General features: G+C 64.8%; 11 protein-coding genes. 4 read left to right on the top strand and 7 right to left on the bottom strand.

The annotated features are described in order from the left end of the window. Positions 1–4: 4 nt before the first annotated feature. Positions 5–415: an ExbD/TolR family protein gene (locus HQ394_RS07340; RefSeq protein ID WP_190262700.1), complete on the bottom strand. Its 411-nt coding sequence runs from the start codon at positions 413–415 to the stop codon at positions 5–7. Between the two features lie 6 nt (positions 416–421). After that, positions 422–985: a MotA/TolQ/ExbB proton channel family protein gene (locus HQ394_RS07335; protein ID WP_223291930.1), complete on the bottom strand. Its 564-nt coding sequence runs from the start codon at positions 983–985 to the stop codon at positions 422–424. Positions 986–1,119: 134 nt separating this feature from the next. On the opposite strand from HQ394_RS07335, the gene HQ394_RS07330 reads away from it, so the two are divergent. Further along, a protein-coding gene (locus HQ394_RS07330) for an IS5 family transposase (RefSeq protein ID WP_190260594.1) occupies positions 1,120–1,871 on the top strand; the annotation gives its coding sequence in 2 pieces (ribosomal slippage) (positions 1,120–1,450 and positions 1,450–1,871; 753 coding nt in all). Between the two features lie 3 nt (positions 1,872–1,874). On the opposite strand, the gene HQ394_RS07325 is transcribed toward HQ394_RS07330, so the two are convergent. The 3 genes from HQ394_RS07325 to HQ394_RS07315 form a co-directional block, all read right to left on the bottom strand. Further along, positions 1,875–3,206, bottom strand: a complete 1,332-nt coding sequence (locus HQ394_RS07325) for a DUF2341 domain-containing protein (protein WP_190262699.1) — start codon at positions 3,204–3,206, stop codon at positions 1,875–1,877. 84 nt (positions 3,207–3,290) lie between these two features. Continuing rightward, positions 3,291–5,081, bottom strand: coding sequence for a ShlB/FhaC/HecB family hemolysin secretion/activation protein (locus tag HQ394_RS07320; protein ID WP_190262698.1), 1,791 nt, complete (start codon positions 5,079–5,081; stop codon positions 3,291–3,293). Positions 5,082–5,391: 310 nt separating this feature from the next. Next, the gene (locus tag HQ394_RS07315) at positions 5,392–5,748 is read right to left on the bottom strand and encodes a hypothetical protein (protein ID WP_190262697.1); all 357 of its coding nucleotides are present in this window, start codon (positions 5,746–5,748) and stop codon (positions 5,392–5,394) included. Positions 5,749–6,071: 323 nt separating this feature from the next. Between HQ394_RS07315 and HQ394_RS07310 the strand changes: the two genes are divergently transcribed. From HQ394_RS07310 to HQ394_RS07300, 3 genes are all read left to right on the top strand, one after another. Further along, the gene (locus HQ394_RS07310) at positions 6,072–6,668 is read left to right on the top strand and encodes a CBS domain-containing protein (RefSeq protein ID WP_190262696.1); all 597 of its coding nucleotides are present in this window, start codon (positions 6,072–6,074) and stop codon (positions 6,666–6,668) included. Between the two features lie 278 nt (positions 6,669–6,946). After that, positions 6,947–8,815 (top strand): malto-oligosyltrehalose trehalohydrolase, encoded by a 1,869-nt coding sequence (gene treZ, locus HQ394_RS07305; protein WP_456151557.1) that lies wholly within the window; start codon positions 6,947–6,949, stop codon positions 8,813–8,815. Between the two features lie 13 nt (positions 8,816–8,828). After that, on the top strand, positions 8,829–10,844 hold the full coding sequence (locus HQ394_RS07300; RefSeq protein WP_190262695.1) for an amylo-alpha-1,6-glucosidase: 2,016 nt from the start codon (positions 8,829–8,831) through the stop codon (positions 10,842–10,844). A 382-nt stretch (positions 10,845–11,226) separates the two neighbouring features. Here the strand turns inward: HQ394_RS07300 and glgC are convergent, their stop codons facing one another. Both glgC and HQ394_RS21460 read right to left on the bottom strand, forming a co-directional pair. Further along, complete coding sequence (gene glgC / locus HQ394_RS07295; protein ID WP_190262694.1) at positions 11,227–12,477, bottom strand: glucose-1-phosphate adenylyltransferase; 1,251 nt, start codon at positions 12,475–12,477, stop codon at positions 11,227–11,229. A gap of 661 nt (positions 12,478–13,138) precedes the next feature. Continuing rightward, positions 13,139–18,199: an error-prone DNA polymerase gene (locus HQ394_RS21460; protein ID WP_456151556.1), complete on the bottom strand. Its 5,061-nt coding sequence runs from the start codon at positions 18,197–18,199 to the stop codon at positions 13,139–13,141. Positions 18,200–18,701 lie beyond the last annotated feature (502 nt).

Genomic DNA, 18,701 nt, shown 5'->3' with positions numbered 1-18,701 from the left:
CGTCTCATCCGCCCGCAGTCAGCGCTTTCGTCGCCAAGCCGACTTTGGTGATGTCGAGACGCGACAACAGGTCGAGTACGTCGATGACCAGTTGGTACTGCGTCTTGCCGTCGCCCTTGACCACCACCGGAAAGTCCGGGTCCTGGGCTTTCGCCTGGCGAAGGCGGTCTTCCAGCTCACCGATCGTGACCGGAAAGGTATCGAGGAAGATCTTGCCTTCCTGGTTGATGCTGATCGCTTTGGTCGACGGTTTGGCCAGGCTTGGCGTCGCGCTTGCCTTCGGCAGATCGACCCTGATGCCCTGCACTGCCGCCGTCGTCATAATGATGAACATCACGAGAAGGACATACGCCAAATCAAGCATCGGTGTGATGTTGATGTCATCGTAGGGCTTATCTTCGGATTGAATCTGCATAAACGATTACTCAGCGGCAAGTAGTGATTCGATCTGGCGAGGAGATGTGCGGTATACTTCTGCCAACCGTGTTGTGTACTCATCGACGAATACCCGCATATCAGCGGTCAGATCTTTAATTCTGGTCAAAAGGTAGTTGTAGCCAAACAGTGCCGGGATCGCCACCGCCAGCCCGGCGACGGTTGCTACCAGCGCCGCGGCGATGCCGGGGGCGATGGCGTTGACGTTGACGTCACCGGCTGCTGCTATCGCGGCAAAGGTGATCATCACCCCGATGACGGTGCCCAGCAGGCCAAGGAAGGGGCCGCCGGAGATGGCGATCGTCAGCAGGACCATCGAGCGATTGAGCGCCTGCGTCTCCCGCAGCACCTGGGCATCCATGCGTGACCGCAGCGTCGCGCTCGCGTGGCTCTCCAACATCGGGCGCACCGTCGACGGCGCCTCGCTGTCGGTCGCCGGAAATCGTCCCCGCAGTTCTGCGGCACCCAAGGCAAACAGGCGGAACAGCGGTGAGGCGTGCAAGGCCCGACGTTCGCGGGCGCTGATCGTGCCGCCGTTGGCCAGCAGCACTTCAGGTTCCTCGCGGTGCACGGCGTCAAGGCGGTGTGTGACGCGATCAAACAGGTGCTGGAAGCGCTGGTTTGCCCTAGGGCCTGTTGAGATTCAGGATTCCATCCTTGGCTTGATTGTGATTCAAGCTATGGATGGAACGTTTTGTACTGACAGACGCCCAATGGGCGAGAATGGAACCGCACTGCCTGGGCAAGCCAACGGACGCGGGTCGCAGCGGCAGAGACAATCGGCTCTTTGTCGAGGCGGTTCTGTGGGTGGTTCGCACGGGCAGTCCCTGGCGTGATTTGCCGGCCTTTTTCGGCAACTGGAACACCGTCTTCAAGCGCTACCGAGACTGGGTCAAAGCCGATGTTTTCATTCGGCTTTTCGAGGCTTGCTCGGATGATCCCGATATGGAGTACGCCATGGTCGACGCCACCATCGTCAAGGTTCACCGCCATGGCCAGGGCGCAAAAGGGGGACTCAGAGCCAGGCCATAGGGCGCTCCAAAGGCGGCATGACGACCAAGATCCTGGCCCTGACCGATGCCCTGGGCAATCTCGTGCGCTTCGCACTCCTGCCGGGCCACCGCTTCGATACCGTCGGCGTTGCCCCGCTCATCGACGGCCTCCAATTCGACGCTTTCATCGCCGACAAAGCCTTCGACAGCAACGACATCGTCGCTGAGCTCAACGAGCGCGGCGCCAAGATCGTCATCTCCCAGCATCCGCGCCGGAGCAAGCCTCTCCCATTCGATGCCGAGATGTACAAATGGCGCCATCTCATCGAAAACTTCTTCTGTAAGCTCAAAGAGTTCAAGCGCATCGCCATGCGTGCCGACAAAACAGACCAAAGCTTCAGCGCCAATATCTATCTCGTCGCCGCCGTCATAAACTCACGGTGAATCTCAACAGGCCCTAGCCTGACGGTTCACGAAGGCGGTCTTGGAAACCATGACCAACCAGCTGATCACCGACATAACGGCGAGAACGCCGATGACGACCCAGCCGTCGGGGGTCACGGCGTTGATGAGGATCGCGAAATAGCCAGTAAGCCAGCTGGAGCTTTCCTCGTCGGCGCCGAGGGCGACGAGCCGGGCATCAGGACCGGCCCCTTCCGAGGCCATCCGCGCCTTCAGATAGCTCTCCGACCGTGCCACTTTGGCAATCTGCAACTCGTCGATATCGCCGATGAAGCCAACGGGTGCGAGTATGGTGGGCGTGTGGGCCGGGTTGCTGGCTCCGGTCGCGCCAGGGGCATGCGAGGGGGCATGCGCGGCCTTGACTGCCGGCGTCGCGTCGACGGCGGATGGAACGGTGGTCGACGCAGCATCCGTGCCGAGCGTCGCGCTGCCGGCCAGGGCCTGCGTGACCGCGTCGAGGCTGGCTCCTGATACCCCGTCGACGAAGATCCGGAACTGATTTCCGGTTCCCACCAAGGCGATATGCTGCCAGCTGCCGGCGGTCAGCGGCGTGCCACCACTGGAGCGCTTGCTACCGCTGGCGTCGGACACCTGGACGAAGGGAACGCCCTGATCGATGCCCAATGTCAATGCGTTGCTTCCATCGCGGTGACTGTAGAGGATGGCGTTCGACTGCAGCGCCTCCATCTTCAGCCACAGCGACAGCGTCATCGCGGCGCCTTCGGCAATCGCCAGTGACGGCGATGCCGGCAGCGTAACCGGCGTTGCGCCGTCAAGGTGCAAGCCGTGACCGATCAGCGCCGCGTCGACGAACTTGCCCGCCGTCGTGGCGGCATTGTGATAGGCGCTGGCATCGGTGGGAGGGGTGTTGCGCTCGCCGAAGTGATAGGTCAGCAGTGTGTCGGCATCGTAGGTCGCGGCGGCGTTGGCGACGTCGGCGGCTTTCGGATTGCCGTAGTAGAGCCAGATGTTGGTTTTCGTTCCCGGTTTCAGACCGGGAACGTCGACCCAGGCGAAGCCGAGACCCAGCAGGGGATCGAACCCCTCCAGGTGAAACGCCAGTGGGGTCTGATCGTCGTCGGCGATGAAGCGAATGTCCTGGCCGCGTTCCATCGCCTGTGCAAAGGGAAACACGCCATCGTGCAGTCGCACCAGCACCGGAAACCGGCCCACTGGCTCGGTGAGCGGTACACCCGACGGACTGGCATCGATGGTCACCGACTTGCGTTGTGTCCAGTCGTCGTTCCACCAGGCGGCAGCGAGCTTCGGCACCACCAACAGGACAAGGGCGAGGAGGATTGCCAGCCGCCGGTTCATGATCTCGTTTGCCTCATTGGTCGCTCCGCCGCAGGAGTCATGGCCTGGGTTGCCTCGCCACCGCTCTTGTCAGTGGCCGGCGCACTAGAGTTCGCCCCAGACACGGAACAGCACGCTCTCGCCGTCGTTGGCGTTGACGCCGTTGGAGAGGATCGGAAACGCCAGATCCACGGAGCCGTTGAGGGCTTCAAGGAGTTTGAGCCGTGTGCCGACGCCGACGCTGGCCAGGCCGTAGGTCTGCTGCTGTCCGGGGAGGGGCTGGTAGATGCTGGCGCTCGCCGCGTCGAGGAAGGCGTGGAATCGCCAGTCGTTAACGCGTGGGTCGATGTACTTGCCAACCGACGGGCTACGCAGCTCAAGGCTGCCGACGACCCCATAGTCGCCAAGAACGATCGCTTCGAGGAAACCGCGCACGGTGTCCAGACCACCGACCGCCAATTGCTCGTTGCTGATCAGCGGCCCGTTGGCGATCTGGCCTTCAAAGCGGGTGAACAAGGCCAGGTCGTAGGGGAGGGTCTGCGTATAGTCGGCGGTGGTGCGCAGGTAAATGAAGCTGTCGCTGGCTTCATAGCGTTTTTGATCGAACTCTGCGTTGTCGCTACCAAGGCCGCGGAAGGAAAACACCACATCAGCACCGAGGTTGACGGTGGATCTTTCCTTAAAGACTTGCGCCGAGTAGCCGATGGTGAATGGGTAGTAGGTGATCGGCGTCTGAATCTCGCTGCCGCCGAGCGCGACGTTTTCATCGAAATCCTTGTAGTCCAGGCCGCCACTGACACTTTGAAAAAACTGTGTGGTGCCCGGCAGGGTGCGAATGACGCGCCCACCCACCGCCTTGCCGGCGCCGATGACGTTGGTGGTGCCGACCGTCGCCACGTTGCTGTCGGAGGTGTAGCCGTAGACGAGGAAGGCGTAGCCAGGCAGCTGCGGGAAACGCGCCAAGTAGGAGCCGGAGTAGACCTGGGCGTCGCTGGGACGCTCGGGCGCCACCTGATGGGTGAAGTTGATCGAGTGGCCCAGCTGCCAGAGGTTGTCGTAGCCAATCGACGTCACGAGGCGCAGCGGCTTGGTGCTCTCGCTGCGGCGATTGTTGAGTTCACTGCTGGCGTGCAGCGGCAGGCTGTCCTCCACCTGCAGATCCACATCCACCGTTCCGGGGGTGATGCCGGCGCGCATGACGGGAAAGACACGGCGGTCGGGCTGTTGGTTGACGGCGATCAGTTCCTGCTCGGCCCGGGTCACGTTCGGCACCTGGCCCTCGGCGAGGGAGGGAACCTCCGACTTGATCTGCTCCGGCGAGTGATAGCGGGCGCCGCGGACGCGCAGCCGGCCGACCTTTGCCTCCGTCACCTGCAGCCGGATGACACCGGAGTCCGGGTTCTGCGGCGGGACGCTGACGACGACGGTCTGATAGCCCTTGCGCTGGTAAAGCTGTTCCAGCGCCGCGCGTGCCTGCTCCATGTCGTCGGCTGTCTTGTCGGGACCGAGGAAGGGGTAGACCACCTCTTCGATCTCGCCGCGCTCGAGCAGGGTGGCCCCGCGAATGTCGAACTCCATCGCCGTGAAGACCCGCCCACTGGCTTCCTTCCCGGTGATGCCCGCATCCGCCTTGCCCGCGTCGAACGGGACGGGGGCGGCCGAGGTGGCAGGGCTGGGGGCGCTGGCCGCGGTCGTCGCCGCGGGTTCACTCGACGCCTGCACTGAGGGGACCGCGCCCAGCCCAAGGATCGTCACAACCAGCGCAACGAAAGCGGCGAGGTGGCGAACATTCGGCCATGCCGCGGCGGCGGTACCCGCAGCAGGTGCTGATCGATGCGTCGCAGCAGGACTTGCCGCGTCGTCGGCCGTGGGTCGGCGCGTCAGCGAGCTTGTCATTGCCCATTCGTCCCAGTGCGTCGCTTTGCTTTGGCGCGGCGCAACATGTCAGACGGATGGCACGAGTAAATGTTAATTAATCATGAATGTCTGGTGACAAATATAATATACCTTACCAGTATTTAAATACCTGCGCGCTGCTGCCGCCATTCTGTCCTGGAGACGCATTATCGAGTGAACGGCAAAGGTGATTTACTGGCGGGAAATTACTACCATAGGCGCCGGCAAAGAGGGCCTATCCATGGAGAATTATTCTGCGACGCACGATCGGTCGGCAATGGCCCCCAGCGCTCCCGCGCTTGTGCAGGCGCTATGGCCGGGGTACCACCGGCCGATAGGGAACCACCGAGGTGCCAAAGTTGGGTCCGTACTGCTGGCGCACCTCCGTCGGCGTGATCAGGCCGACGGCGTTCGGGCCGGGCTGGCGACCGACGGTTGGCAGGTTGGCCACCGGCCTGGCTGCCGCCACCGCACCGCGCAAGGCGTCGCTCAGGCAGGCGTAATCGGGCGTCCGTTCGCCGGCGATCTCCACTTCGACGCAGGCGCGCCCGCCGTCGCCCGGCGAGCTTGGCGACGCCGCCGGATCGGCGAACGCCGGGGAGGCGGTGATTGCCAAGGCGACCACCCCCAGGCCCACCGGCAACCGGATGCATCGCGATAAGCGCATGGCAGCCTCCTTCCTCGCGCTGGCAGCATCCAGATTAACAACGACCCTTGCCGCCGCAACGGTGGAGCTACTGCTTGGCCCGGATTGCCGCGGCTCTGGTCTCCATTTCCTCCGCTTCGACGGCGCGATCCAGTGAGCCCAGTCCCGGTCGCTGCTCGTGTAGCTGACGAAGATATCTACCCCCAAGTCGGTCCAATGGATGCACCTCAGCAGACATAATCCGCATTGACGATGCACGGCGCAAGCTGGTCCGCCCTACTCGGGAACCTGCTCACGCGCTGTCACGTTCATTCGGTTCAGATCGACCAATTGAGGACGGAAACATGCAGCTGATCGAACTGCTCTCGACCGAGCCGGTTGAAAAGGTGAGTGCTGACGCTGACGTCGTCGAAGCGGCGCGGCTGATGCGGGATCACGATACCGGGGCGTTGTTCGTCGTCGCCGACGGTCGATTGGCCGGCGTGATCACCGATCGCGATATTGTTGTCCGGTCGGTGGCCGACGAGTTGATGCGGAGCGCCCGCGTGCGCGACATCATGTCGGTCGAAGTCGTCACTGCCTTCGGCGACCAGACGGTTGAGGAAGCGAAAGAGCTGATTGCTGAATACGGCATCACTCGCTTGCCTGTGGTCGATCGTGAGCATCAGCCACTCGGCATCCTGTCGCTGGCGTCGCTGGAAAACAAAGAGGAAGCGCAGAAAAAGCCGCTGAAGGTGACCGCATACAAGGAGAAAACCGACTCCTCCGGTCGGCCGCACAAGGTGCCGCTGCGGACGGTCTATGTGACCAGCGAAGACTCCGAGGAGGAGGCCAAAGGCGTCGCCGCCAGAATTGTCGAAAAGGAGCAGCGGACGCCCTTCGTCGCTGACGGCCTAGCGACGGAAAAGATGCCGAGCAAGCCCGCGAAAACCGAAAAGTAAGTTTGGATAGGGATAGGCAGAACGCGTCGGCTCGGCGGTCGCCCACTCTGCCCGCGCGAGGAACCGGACAGGCAGGTTGGCGTTCTGACTTCGCTTCGGCCTGGTAAAAAGGGACCTACGATGCCAGACGGTGACCCGACATCGACCGCACTTGCCAGCGACGAGATGGCCTGCCCAACCGTTACCTTTCCAAGACCGCTTGCCACGCGGCAAACGCCAGCGGACCTGCCGCGACGAAGTGGGGGCTGCAGGGACGGCGGTTGCCGGTTGGCGCCGAGGTGACGCCCGCCGGTGTTTCTTTCCGGGTCTGGGCTCCGCAGCGAAAGTGCGTCGAAGTGGTGATCGCCGATGGCCTGGAGCAGCTGTTGCCCGTCACTCTGGAGGCGGAGGGTAACGGCTACTTCAGTGGGGTCAGTGCTGCAGCACGCACCGGCAGCCTTTACCATTACCGTCTCGACAGCGAGGCTGACCTGCTGGCCGATCCGGCATCGCGCTTTCAGCCCGAAGGTCCGCTCGGACCGTCGCAGGTGATCGACCCCTCTACCTTCACCTGGACCGACGCCCCCTGGAAGGGGGTGACCGGCCGCGGTGACGTCATCTACGAAATGCACATCGGCACCTTTTCGCAAGCCGGCACATGGCGCGATGCCATCCCGCAACTCCCGGCGCTGGCTGCGCTCGGGATCACGATCCTCGAGGTGATGCCGGTGGCCGATTTCGCCGGTAGCTTCGGTTGGGGCTACGATGGGGTCAACATGTACGCGCCGACGAGATTGTACGGTGGCCCCGACGACTTCCGCGCCTTCGTCGATGCGGCGCACGCCTGCGGACTGGGCGTCATTCTCGACGTGGTCTACAACCACCTCGGACCTGTCGGCAACATGTTACCACAGTTTTCGCCCTATTACCTCAGTGAGGAACACGGAACTGACTGGGGCCAGGCGATCAACTTCAGTGACGCTAACTGCGAGCCGGTGCGGGAATTCTTTATCACCAACGCCGGCTACTGGATCAGCGAATTCCATCTTGATGGTCTGCGCCTGGATGCGACGCAAAATATTTATGACTTTGACGCCAGCAGTGATCACATCTTGGCGGAAGTCTGCCGCCAAGCGCGTGCTGCCGCGGTTGGGCGGGACATTTTCATCGTTGGTGAGAACGAACCACAGGATGTCTCGCTGTTGCTGCCGGCGGCCGAAGGCGGTTGCGGTCTCGACAGCCTGTGGAACGACGATCTGCACCATGCGGCGATGGTGGCACTCACCGGGCGGCGGGAAGCCTACTACACCGACTATCACGGCCGACCACAGGAGTTTGTTTCCGCCGCCAAGTACGGCTTCCTGTACCAGGGGCAATGGTACAGTTGGCAGCAGCAGCCACGCGGCACGCCCTCGAGGAACCTGCATCCGGAGCGGTTGGTCAACTTTCTCCAGAATCACGATCAGGTGGCCAATTCCGGCAACGGCTTGCGCCTGCATAAGCTGACCAGTCCGGCGCAGTACCGGGCGATGACAGCCTATCTGCTGCTCGGTCCGGCGACGCCGATGCTGTTCATGGGGCAGGAGTTCGGTGCGTCCGCTCCCTTCTTCTACTTTGCCGATCATAAGCGGGACTTGGCGGATCTTGTCCATGCGGGACGCAAGGAGTTCTTGCGCCAGTTTGCCAATCTGGCGACGCCGGAGATGCAGGACTCCATCCTCCGCCCTGATGACGGCGAAACCTTCAGCCGCTGCAAGCTCGACTTCAGCGAGCGGGAAAGCCATGCGGAAATCTACACCCTTCATCGCGACCTGCTGTGTTTGCGGCGCGAGGATGCGGTGTTGCGGCGTCACGAAATCGGCTGCGTTGACGGTGCGGTGATTGGACCCAGCGCCTTCGTCCTGCGCTTCTTTGGCGAAAGAGAAGATCGGTTGCTGCTGATCAACCTCGACGTTGAGCTGCATTACTCGCCGGCGCCCGAGCCGTTGCTGGCGCCACTCCCAGGCCATACGTGGCGGGTCATCTGGTCGAGCGAGGATCCGCAATATGGCGGTACCGGCATTCCTCCCGTCTATTCGGAAGGCAACTGGCGGCTGGCCGGCGGGGCGGCGATCCTGTTGGCACCGGATGCCGATGNNCCGAAGCGGCCACGACTGCCCCGCTCCTGAGGGGAGCGAAGCGATGACGGCGAGCCACGTGGTGCGTCACGTGCCGCTTGCGCCGACGGCTAACGGCAACGAGCGGGAGTGGCTGGTGACCAACGGCCTTGGCGGCTATGCCAGCGGCACCATCGGCGGCACCCTGACCCGGCGCTATCATGCCAACCTTGTGGCGGCGGCGCCGGTACCCACCGGCCGGGTGGTGATGTTGAATGCTCTCGACGAATGCCTGCAGCTTGAGGATGGGCGGGTGTTCAGCCTCGGCGCCAGGGTGTTGCGGAGCGATGGCGACACGGTGCAGTCGTTGCCACTGACCGCGTTCTGGCTCGACCTCGGTTTGCCGATTTGGCGCTTCGAAGGCGAGGGCATCGTCGTCGAACGCAGTCTGGCGATGCTGCACGGCCAGAACACCGTACTGATCACTTGGCACCTCCTCGCCGGTGCGGCACAGGTGGAGCTACAGTTGCGGCCCTATCTGCAATTCCGTTTGCACGATAGCCCGGTACGCGAAGATGCTCGTACGCCTTACCAAGTCATCTCCACCGGCAACCATTATGAGATCACCGGCGGCCCGGACCTACCGACCTTGCGGCTGCGTCTGCTCAGCACCCGGACGTCCTTCACCCTCGATGGCGGGCGGCGCTGCGAGAATATTTATAGGCGTGAGGCGGAGCGAGGCTACGACTATCGCGGTACCCTGTGGAGCCCGGGCCTGCTGCGTGCAGCGCTCAAGGACACCACCGAGGTCATCCTCCTGGCGACTACCGAGCCCTGGGACGACTCTCTCGCCAGCCTGCGCCCCGCAGATGCCTTACGCGACGAGCGCAACCGCCGCGCGGCGCTCATCGAGCGGGCCGACCCGGCCTTGCGGGACAGCCCGGCCAACGAACTGGTGCTGGCTGCGGACTCCTTCATCATCGTGCCGCCGCGCGCCGATCCGGGCGATCTGGACGGCCGGGACGAGCGGGCACGCACGGTGATTGCCGGCTATCACTGGTTTACCGATTGGGGGCGCGACACCATGATCAGCCTTGAGGGGCTGACGCTGCATACCGGTCGGCATGCGGAGGCGGCGCGCATTCTGCACACCTTCGCCGAGCACATCCGTGACGGTCTGCTGCCGAACCTGTTTCTCGAACACGAGGACACCGGCCTCTACAACACCGCGGATGCGACGCTGTGGTTCTTCCATGCCATCGACCGTTACGACGCTGTCACCGGCGACCATGACCTCGTCCGCTCGCTGCTGCCGAAGCTGGTGGACATTGTCAGGCATCACCTGGATGGCACCCGCTTCGGCATCGGCGTCGATCCGCAGGACGGCCTGCTGCGTCAGGGCGCCGAGGGCTACCAGCTCACCTGGATGGACGCCAAGGTGGACGACTGGGTGGTGACCCCGCGACGGGGCAAGGCGGTGGAAATCAATGCCCTGTGGTACAACGCCCTGCGCCTCCTTGCCGGCTGGGTGGAGGAGTATCAGCTTCCCGGCCCGCTGCCGCCGTTGGCCGATTGTGCCGAACGAACGCGGACGTCCTTCAACCGGCGCTTCTGGTACGCCGACGGGGGCTATTTGTTCGACGTCGTTGACGGCGAGCATGGCGATGATCCCGCTTGCCGTCCCAACCAGGTCTTCGCCATCTCCCTGCGGCATCCGGTGCTGGACGGCGACCGGTGGCAGCAGGTGCTGGATGTGGTAGAGCAGCGTTTGCTGACGCCGCTGGGGCTGCGTTCGTTGTCTGCGGAGCATCCGGATTACAAGGCGAAATACGACGGTGATCTGCGGGCGCGCGACGCCGCCTACCACCAGGGAACGGTGTGGGCCTGGCTGATTGGCCCCTACGTCGATGCCTGGTTGAAGGTTCATCCCGAACGTCGCCACGAGGTGCGCGCCTTGCTGGACGGCATGTGGGCGCATCTCGACGACGGCTGTATCGGCAGTATCAGCGAGATCTTCGATGCCGAGCCGCCGTTTGCACCGCGCGGCTGTATCGCCCAGGCGTGGAGCGTCGCCGAAGTCCTGCGGGTATCTGTGGCGTGATGGCGCAGTCTGTTCCGATCGGGGAGTGAACCTCCCAGGCATTAAGGTGGAGGAAACATGGCGACGCGGTCGCTGTGGGGGCGAGCCATCGTGTGGTCGCGGCGCACTTTGGCGTCAGTGCCGCAGGCGCTGGCCGCTGGCGGGTGTGCCGCCGTGTCCGAAAATCATTTTGTTCCTTCTTTATTCTGCTAGCTGAATGGTGCGCGCGGGATTGGCGCGACGTTTGGCTGGAGTCACGATCGAGAAGCGTCGAGACGCCGATGCCAGTTGCCCGCATTGCAAGCACGACAAGACATCGCGTTGGAGCTAGGCGACCCGAACCTCGGCGGTGTGGTCGAGGCGGACGAGAAGGTCTTGCGGGCCGCCAGTCCAATGCCGCCGGTCAGATGCCGATGTTACAGAGGTCGATCGAGGAACGGGCGCCGGGGACGACGACGATGCCGCTATCGGTGACGTGGTAGTGCTGCCGGTCGCGCTCCAGGTCGACGCCGATCTGTGCCCCAGCCGGGACGCGGGCGTTCTTGTCGATGATCGTTCGCCGGATCACCGCGCCCGGGCCAATCTCGCAGTTGTCGAGGACGACGCTGTCGCTGATCTGCGCCTGCGCATGCACCCGACGTTTGCGGCCGAGCACCGAACGTTCGATCCGCCCGCCGATGATGCAGCCCGACGCGACCATGGCGTGCACCGCCGCTCCTGCCGCGCCGTCGGCGCCGATGTCGAACCGCGTCGGCGGATCGGGGTATGTGGCGGTCCGGAGCGGCCAGCGGCGGTTGAACAGATTGAGCGGCGGTTGCGGGCCGAGGATCTCCATGTTGGCTTCGTAATAGGCATCCACCGTGCCAACGTCGCGCCAGTAATTGTTGCCGTCGAGCGACTCGCCCGGGATTTTATTGTGGCTGAAATCATAGGCATACATCCACGCCCGGCCAACATGCCGCGGCAGCACATCGGTGCCGAAGTCATGGCTGGACTTTGGATCGGCCGCGTCTTCCGCCAGCATGCTGAGCAAGGCGTCGGTGGAAAAGACGTAGTTGCCCATGGACGCCAGCACTTGGCTAGGGTCGTCCGGCAGCCCCGGGGCGTCGGGGTCCTTCTCGATGAAGCCGGCCACGTGGCCGTCGGCCATCGCCTCGACGACGCCGAAGTCGGCAGCAAAGCGGCGGTCCACCGTCCGTGTCGCGATGGTGACGTCGGCGGTCATCTGCCGATGGAATTCCACCATCTCGAGGATGTTCATCCGGTAGACGTGATCGGCGCCGAAGACGCAGACCACGTCCGGTTTCGACTGCTCGATCAGGTTGATGTTCTGGAAGATGGCGTCCGCGGTGCCGCGGTACCAGGTTTCGCCAGGCGAGCGCATCTGCGCCGGCACCGGAATGATGAACTGGCTACCGAGGATGTTGGCGAACTGCCAGCCTTCCTTCAGGTGCAGCAGCAACGACTGGCTCTTGAACTGCACCAGGACATAGATCGAACAGATGCCCGAATTGACCAGATTGCTGAGGACGAAATCGACGATGCGATATTGGCCGGCAAAGGAGATTGCCGGCTTGGCGCGCTCCTTGGTCAGGGGGCTNAACCGTGTCCCCTTACCGCCGGCAAGCACAAAGGCCAACGCGCGCAGATTCATCGCGTGTCCATCCGTCAGAGTAGGGCTCTGAACACTCAACGCCCAGCCTGGCGTCAGGTTCCGTCAATGCCCAGCGAAAAAGTGGCAAGAAGGGCAAATAATTGCCTCAGTCGCTGCCCGGGGGAGGATGGGTGGGACACAGGCGACGCCCGGGCGTTCGATCCGACTGCACGCTCCCAGATGCAGGCGCGACGGGCCGGAAGAGCCAAACTGGCGGAGCGAACCGAACCGGGATCGAACCTTCTCTGCCTTTTATCGCTCCATATCAATAGCTTACAATCAATGCCATGCATATATCGACGCTGGTCGGAAGCGAGGCTTTTGGCGGCAATTCCGGTCGCGGTAAAGGTCCGCTTCAAGCCGCCTCGTCACGGCCGTGGGCAAAAGTTGCGGCCGTCGCGGGCGGTGGGAAGCTGACGCTCCGGCCCGGGGAACCGGCTGCAGCCCGAAGGTCGCTGGTCGCTCTGGGCAGCCCCATCACTGACGCACCATGAAAACTGCGAGCAGGGCGGCCGAAGTGAAGCTGACACGCCGGCCGTCGGAAGCAACCGAGGTCTGCGGGTCGATATCCGCGGCCCCATCGCCGACGCTCAATGACCCATCTCGGCGTTTCTACGTACGGCGGTTCAAGCGTGACAGGTCAGTCGGTTGGGTGTTTCCATCAGCGGAAATCCCGCGATCTGGGGATCACCCGGACATGGCGGGGATGGGACGGCGGGGCGACGTAGTCGTTGCGGCCGGGGCGGGCGACCTCGTCGAGATGGGTGAGCGGGGACGGCCGCCGGACACCGAGACGGTCGAGGTCGGCGGTGCGATCGACGAGGCGCTCGGCGACCAGATGGATGATGCCTTCAGGGCTGCGCTGGATGCGGCCGCGAGCCAGGAGGAGCCGGCTGGTCATCACCACCGTGCGGAACTGCTGCAGCACCGCCGGCCAGACCACCAGGTTGACTACCCCGGTTTCGTCTTCAAGGGTGATGAAGATCACACCTTTGGCGCTGCCGGGCCGCTGGCGCACCAGTACGACGCCGGCCACCGCCAGTCGGGAACCATCGCCGGCTCTCTGCGCCGTGGCGGCCGACGCCACCCCTTCGGCTGTCAGGCTCGCCCGCAGGAAGCTCATCGGATGCGCCTTCAGCGACAGGCCGAGGGCACGATAGTCGTCGAGCACCTGCTCGGATGGCGCCGACGGCGGCAGGGCAACCGTCGGCTCGGTCATGGCCTCACCCTCGGTCGATTGATCCTCGATCGCGGCAAACAGTGGGAGCGGGCTCTCACCGATCGCCCGGGTCTGCCAGCGCGCTGCCCGCCGATCGAGGCCGAGGGAATGAAAGGCATCGGCGGCAGCCAGCCTTTCGATCGTCGCCGCCGTCAGCCCGGCCCGCCGGTTGAGGGAGCCGACCGAGGGATAGCCCGTAGCCCGCGCGGCGATCAGCCGGCTCGCCATCTCCTTGCCAAGACCATCCACTAACCGGAAACCGAGACGCAGCGCCATCTGCCTATTCTCGCCTGGCTGCAGCGCGCAGTCCCAGGCGGAATGGTTGACGTCCACCGGACGTACCTCGACGCCGTGCACCCTCGCATCGCCGACGATCTGCGCAGGCGCGTAAAACCCCATTGGCTGGCTGTTGAGCAGCGCCGCGGCGAAGGCGGCGGGATAATGGCATTTCAGCCAGGCCGATACGTAGACCAGCAGGGCAAAACTGGCCGAATGGGATTCCGGAAACCCGTAATCGGCAAAGCCCTCGATCTGTTGGAAGCATCGCTCGGCAAACTCGGGCGCATAACCGCGTTCGATCATACCGGCGATGAACTTGCTGCGGAATCCGTGGATGGTCCCGGCGCGGCGGAAGGTCGCCATCGCCCGGCGCAGCCCGTCGGCTTCCGTCGGCGTGAAGCCAGCGGCGACGATGGCGATGCGCATCGCCTGCTCCTGAAACAGCGGCACGCCCAGGGTCTTGCCGAGCACCCGACGCAGGTCTTCGGAGGGATAACTGACCGGTTCTACCCCCTGGCGACGACGCAGGTAGGGATGGACCATGTCGCCCTGGATCGGCCCCGGCCGGACGATCGCCACCTCGATGACGAGATCGTAGAACATCCGCGGGCGCAGCCTGGGCAACATGTTCATCTGTGCCCGGCTCTCCACCTGGAAGACGCCGAGCGAATCCGCCCGGCACAGCATGTCGTAGACGGCGGGGTCCTCGCGCGGCAGTGTCGCGAGGCTCAGATCACGGCCATGATGGTCGCGGATCAAGATGAAAGCCTTGCGGATGCAGGTCAGCATGCCCAACGCCAGGATATCCACCTTGAGGATGCCGAGAGCGTCGATGTCGTCCTTGTCCCACTCGATGAAGGTGCGATCCGCCATCGCCGCGTTACCGATCGGCACCGTTTCGTCCAGCCGTCCGCGGGTGAGCACGAAGCCGCCGACGTGCTGGGAAAGATGACGGGGAAAGCCGAGCAGCTCCCGGGCGAGCGCCAGCGTTTGGCACAGGCGGCGATCGGCCGGATCGAGCCCGGCTTCCTTAACTTGGTCAAGGGCCAACCCCTCATCGGAGGAAGCCCAGGCGGTGGCGGCGAGGCGAGCGGTGACATCTTCGCTCAGCCCCATCGCCTTGCCCACATCTCGCACCGCGCTGCGGGAGCGGTAGCTGATGACGGTCGCAGCGAGCCCGGCCCGATCGCGGCCGTAGCGCTCATAGATGTACTGGATGACCTCCTCGCGCCGCTCGTGCTCGAAGTCGACGTCGATATCGGGAGGCTCGCGGCGTTCCTCGCTGATGAAGCGCTCGAACAGGAGATCGAGCTCGGCCGGATTGACGGCGGTGATGCCGAGACAATAGCACACCGCCGAATTGGCTGCCGATCCCCGACCCTGGCAGAGGATGCTGCGATCGCGGGCGGCACGGACGATGTCGTAAACGGTGAGGAAGTAGGCTGCGTAGCCGAGCCGGCCGATCAGCGCCAACTCGTGTCGCAGGTCGGCTGCGATCTTCGCCGGGATGCCTTCGGGCCAGCGGGTGGCTGCCCCCTGCCAAGTCAGCTCCTCCAGGTAGGCCTGGGGNGTGCGCCCTGGCGGCACCGGTTCGTCGGGGTATTCGTAGCGCAGTTCGTCGAGGGAGAAATGGCACCGCTCGACCACCCCCTGGGTCCGTGCGACGGCGTCCTCGTGGCCACGGAACAGCCGGCGCATCTCGTCCGGCGGTTTGAGGTGACGTTCGGCATTGGCGGCGAGCCGCAGGCCGGCCTCGTCGATCCGGCAGCCGGCGCGGATGCAGGTCAGCACGTCCTGCAGCGGCCGCCGCTGGGGGATGTGGTAATGGACATCGTTGGTGGCGAGGGTTGGCACGCCGGCCTCGGCAGCGAGGTTGGCGAGCATCGCCAGCCGTCGTCGATCGTCGCCGCGGTAGCGATGCTGAAGGACCAGATACGTGCGACCAAGTGCCAGCGTCGCCAGTGCCGCCAGACGTTCGCCGAAGACGGGATTGGGGCGGTCGGGCGGCAACGCCGCGAGGATCTGCCCTTCGGCGAGGCCGCAGAGATCGGCCCAGCCGAGGCGACAGCCGCCCTTGCGGGCCCGTCGCTGGCCGAGGGTGAGGAGGCGGCAGAGCCGGCCATAGGCGGCACGATCAGTTGGCCAGCACAACAGGCTTAAGAAGGTGTCGTGCGGCGCATCGTCGTGGAGATCGAGGCGACAGCCGACGACGTAGCGCAGGCCCACCGCCTTCGCCGCGGTATGAGCACGGACGACGCCAGCAAGCGTGTTGTGATCGGTGATCGCGAGCGCCGAAAAGCCGAGGAGGCGGGCGGTTTCCACCAGTTCCTGGGGATGCGAGGCCCCGCGCAGGAAGCTGAAATTGCTGGTGACCTGGAGTTCGGCATAGCTCATGCGAACAGGCCGTGCAGGTACCAGCGGNGCGGACTGGCCGGGGACGTAGGGGCCGTCGCGAAACAGCCAGTAACGGCGCCCGGCCTCGTCTTCGACCCAGTAGTAGTCGCGCGCCGGCGTTGCCGCTGCTTCTCGCCACCATTCGGCGGCGATCCGTTCCGGCGCTTCGGCGCGGACGATGCGGCGATAGACGTCTCGCCAGCGGAACGCCACCGGCGGATCGTCCGGCACCGGGGCGGTCACCGTGATCGGTTCAGGGACAGGCAACAAGCGCAGTGGCCGCGGCAAGGGGATCGCCCAGTCGGTCCGCCGCGGTGGCGCCAACGCCGCAATGCCGGCGACCGCCCGCTCCGGCCAATGGCTTTCCACCGGCGCGAGGCGGACGATGCGGTCCGCTCCCAGCCGCTGCTGCATCCGGTCGATCAACTGCTCCAGGGCCTCGGGTGTCACATCGCCCTCCTGCCAGTCGAGCTGGGACATGGCCAAGGGCTCGGTTTCAATGGCGGTCAGACGAAGGGCTTCGATGCCGTATCCGGCATCGAGGCGCTGCAGTGGTTCGGCACAGAGCCGGGCCAGGTGCTCGGGCGAGCGGCTGGGCCGGGCGGTGCCGATGCGCCAACCCTGGGTCGAGCCGTCCACCCGATAGAGCGTGAACGCTAGCCGGCGCACCCCACGGCCGGCCTCGGCGAGACCGGCGGTGAGGTCGTCGAGCAGCATCTGCAGCCCGGCGGCGACATCTTCGGTGCGGCCGATCGGCTCGGCAAAGCTCCGGCAACGACTCCAGTCCATGGCCGGCAGTCGTGGCCCAATCGGCTCATCCGCTCGTCCCATGACCTGATCCAGCCGCCGCAGCGGGGTCTCGCCAAATCGCCGGGCGAGAGGCGCGCGGGGCACGGTCGCCAGGGCGGTGATGGTCGCCAAGCCAACCTGTTCGAGGCCGTAGACGAGGGCGGCGGGCAGCCGTAGCGCCGCCACCGGCAGCGGGGCCAGAGCATGAGCCTGGCTGCCCGGAGCGAGGACGCCACCGCTGCCGAAGCGAGCCCAGGCCCAGGCGGCCGCCGGTGTGTCGGCCAGGGCCGCCCGGACGCTGAAGCCGAACCGCCGCAACCGGGCACATATCTGCTCCAACAGGCGGGCTTCGCCGCCGAACAGATGCGCGCAGCCGCTGACGTCGAGGACGATCCCGTCGGTGCCGTCGGTCGCCGTCCATGGCGTCCAGCGATGGCACCAATCGGCGAGGCGGCCAAGGCATTCCATATCGGCTACCGGGTTGGCTGCGGCGACGGCCAATGCCGGCAGGGCGGCGCGGGCGTCGGCAAGGCTCATTCCCGGNTGGAGCCCTTCCGCGGCAGCGGTCGGATCGACAGCCGCCAGCCGTACGCCGCCTTTTGTCCGCTCGACCAGGGCGAGGGGCCGATCGCGCGCCGCGCCATCCAGGGCGGCACGCTCGCCAGCGGCTCCTCCCCCGGAAAGCCGTTCAGCCGAGCACTGCCGCNNCAGCCGTGGGCGTCGGTCCGCCAATGGGGGAACCACACAGAAACAACTCGTCGCATCGTCCCATTCCACCAGCCAGTCTGCGGGTGATCCACCCCGGCAGCGTTCGAGCAAGACCCGCCAGCGGGGACGGAACGGTCCGTCGCGCGACGGTGCAGAGGTCACCCGCCAGCGGGTCAGCGCCGTCCACGATCGCGCGGCTACCGGTGGCAACAATAAAGCCGCCGCCCCGCCGGCTTCGGCGGCAAGTTGCAGCCGACGCGACGCCGTCAGGTCGGCGGTCACGCCTTCGCCAATCACCGCCGCCAGCGCTTTGCTGCGCAGGCCTTCTTCCATCATCCACAAGAGGTCGGCCGGCCGGCAGACGACAGCGAGGATCAGTCGGTCGGCATCGATGCCGAACCGGACAAGGCCGGGACCGTAGAGCCGCCCGGCGGCTTGATCGCGATGATGCATCCCGAGATGCAAAATGCGGCCACCGCTTCCGGCGATGCGACCGGCCACGGCCAGGGCAAATCCACCCGCCGCCACATCGCCTTCGTCGCCGACGATCTCGTGCAAGCCATTGCGAGGCAGACCGCCCCACGGCAGTGCCCGATCGAGCATCGGATCGCTCAGCGTTGCGGCAGCGCGCCCGCTGCGCGGGGCCTCCAGCCGAGCAAGCTGGCAACGAAGTTTGTCCAAATCGCTAGCAATGCGAGGCATGATCGCACGACGGCATCCACAGCTAATGTTCTTTCTATGTTCCTATCCGCGGCGGTTGGAGTCAAGGTGTCTCTGGAGTCGCCATCGCCCGTCCGATTCACGCCTAGAATTCTCGCCGGGCGGACCTGTGCCG

The organism is Defluviicoccus vanus (genome assembly GCF_014672695.1).
Classification (GTDB): Bacteria; Pseudomonadota; Alphaproteobacteria; order Rhodospirillales; family Defluviicoccaceae; genus Defluviicoccus; species Defluviicoccus vanus.
Note: the sequence above shows the minus strand (reverse complement) of the source record. Positions and strands in the feature narration are given on the sequence as shown.

Coding starts and splice junctions, on each gene's coding strand:
- HQ394_RS07320 (WP_190262698.1), bottom strand. CDS start 5,081: ATGACAAGCTCGCTGACGCGCCGACCCACGGCCGACGACGCGGCAAGT.
- HQ394_RS07310 (WP_190262696.1), top strand. CDS start 6,072: ATGCAGCTGATCGAACTGCTCTCGACCGAGCCGGTTGAAAAGGTGAGT.
- HQ394_RS07340 (WP_190262700.1), bottom strand. CDS start 415: ATGCAGATTCAATCCGAAGATAAGCCCTACGATGACATCAACATCACA.
- HQ394_RS07325 (WP_190262699.1), bottom strand. CDS start 3,206: ATGAACCGGCGGCTGGCAATCCTCCTCGCCCTTGTCCTGTTGGTGGTG.
- HQ394_RS07315 (WP_190262697.1), bottom strand. CDS start 5,748: ATGCGCTTATCGCGATGCATCCGGTTGCCGGTGGGCCTGGGGGTGGTC.
- HQ394_RS07300 (WP_190262695.1), top strand. CDS start 8,829: ATGACGGCGAGCCACGTGGTGCGTCACGTGCCGCTTGCGCCGACGGCT.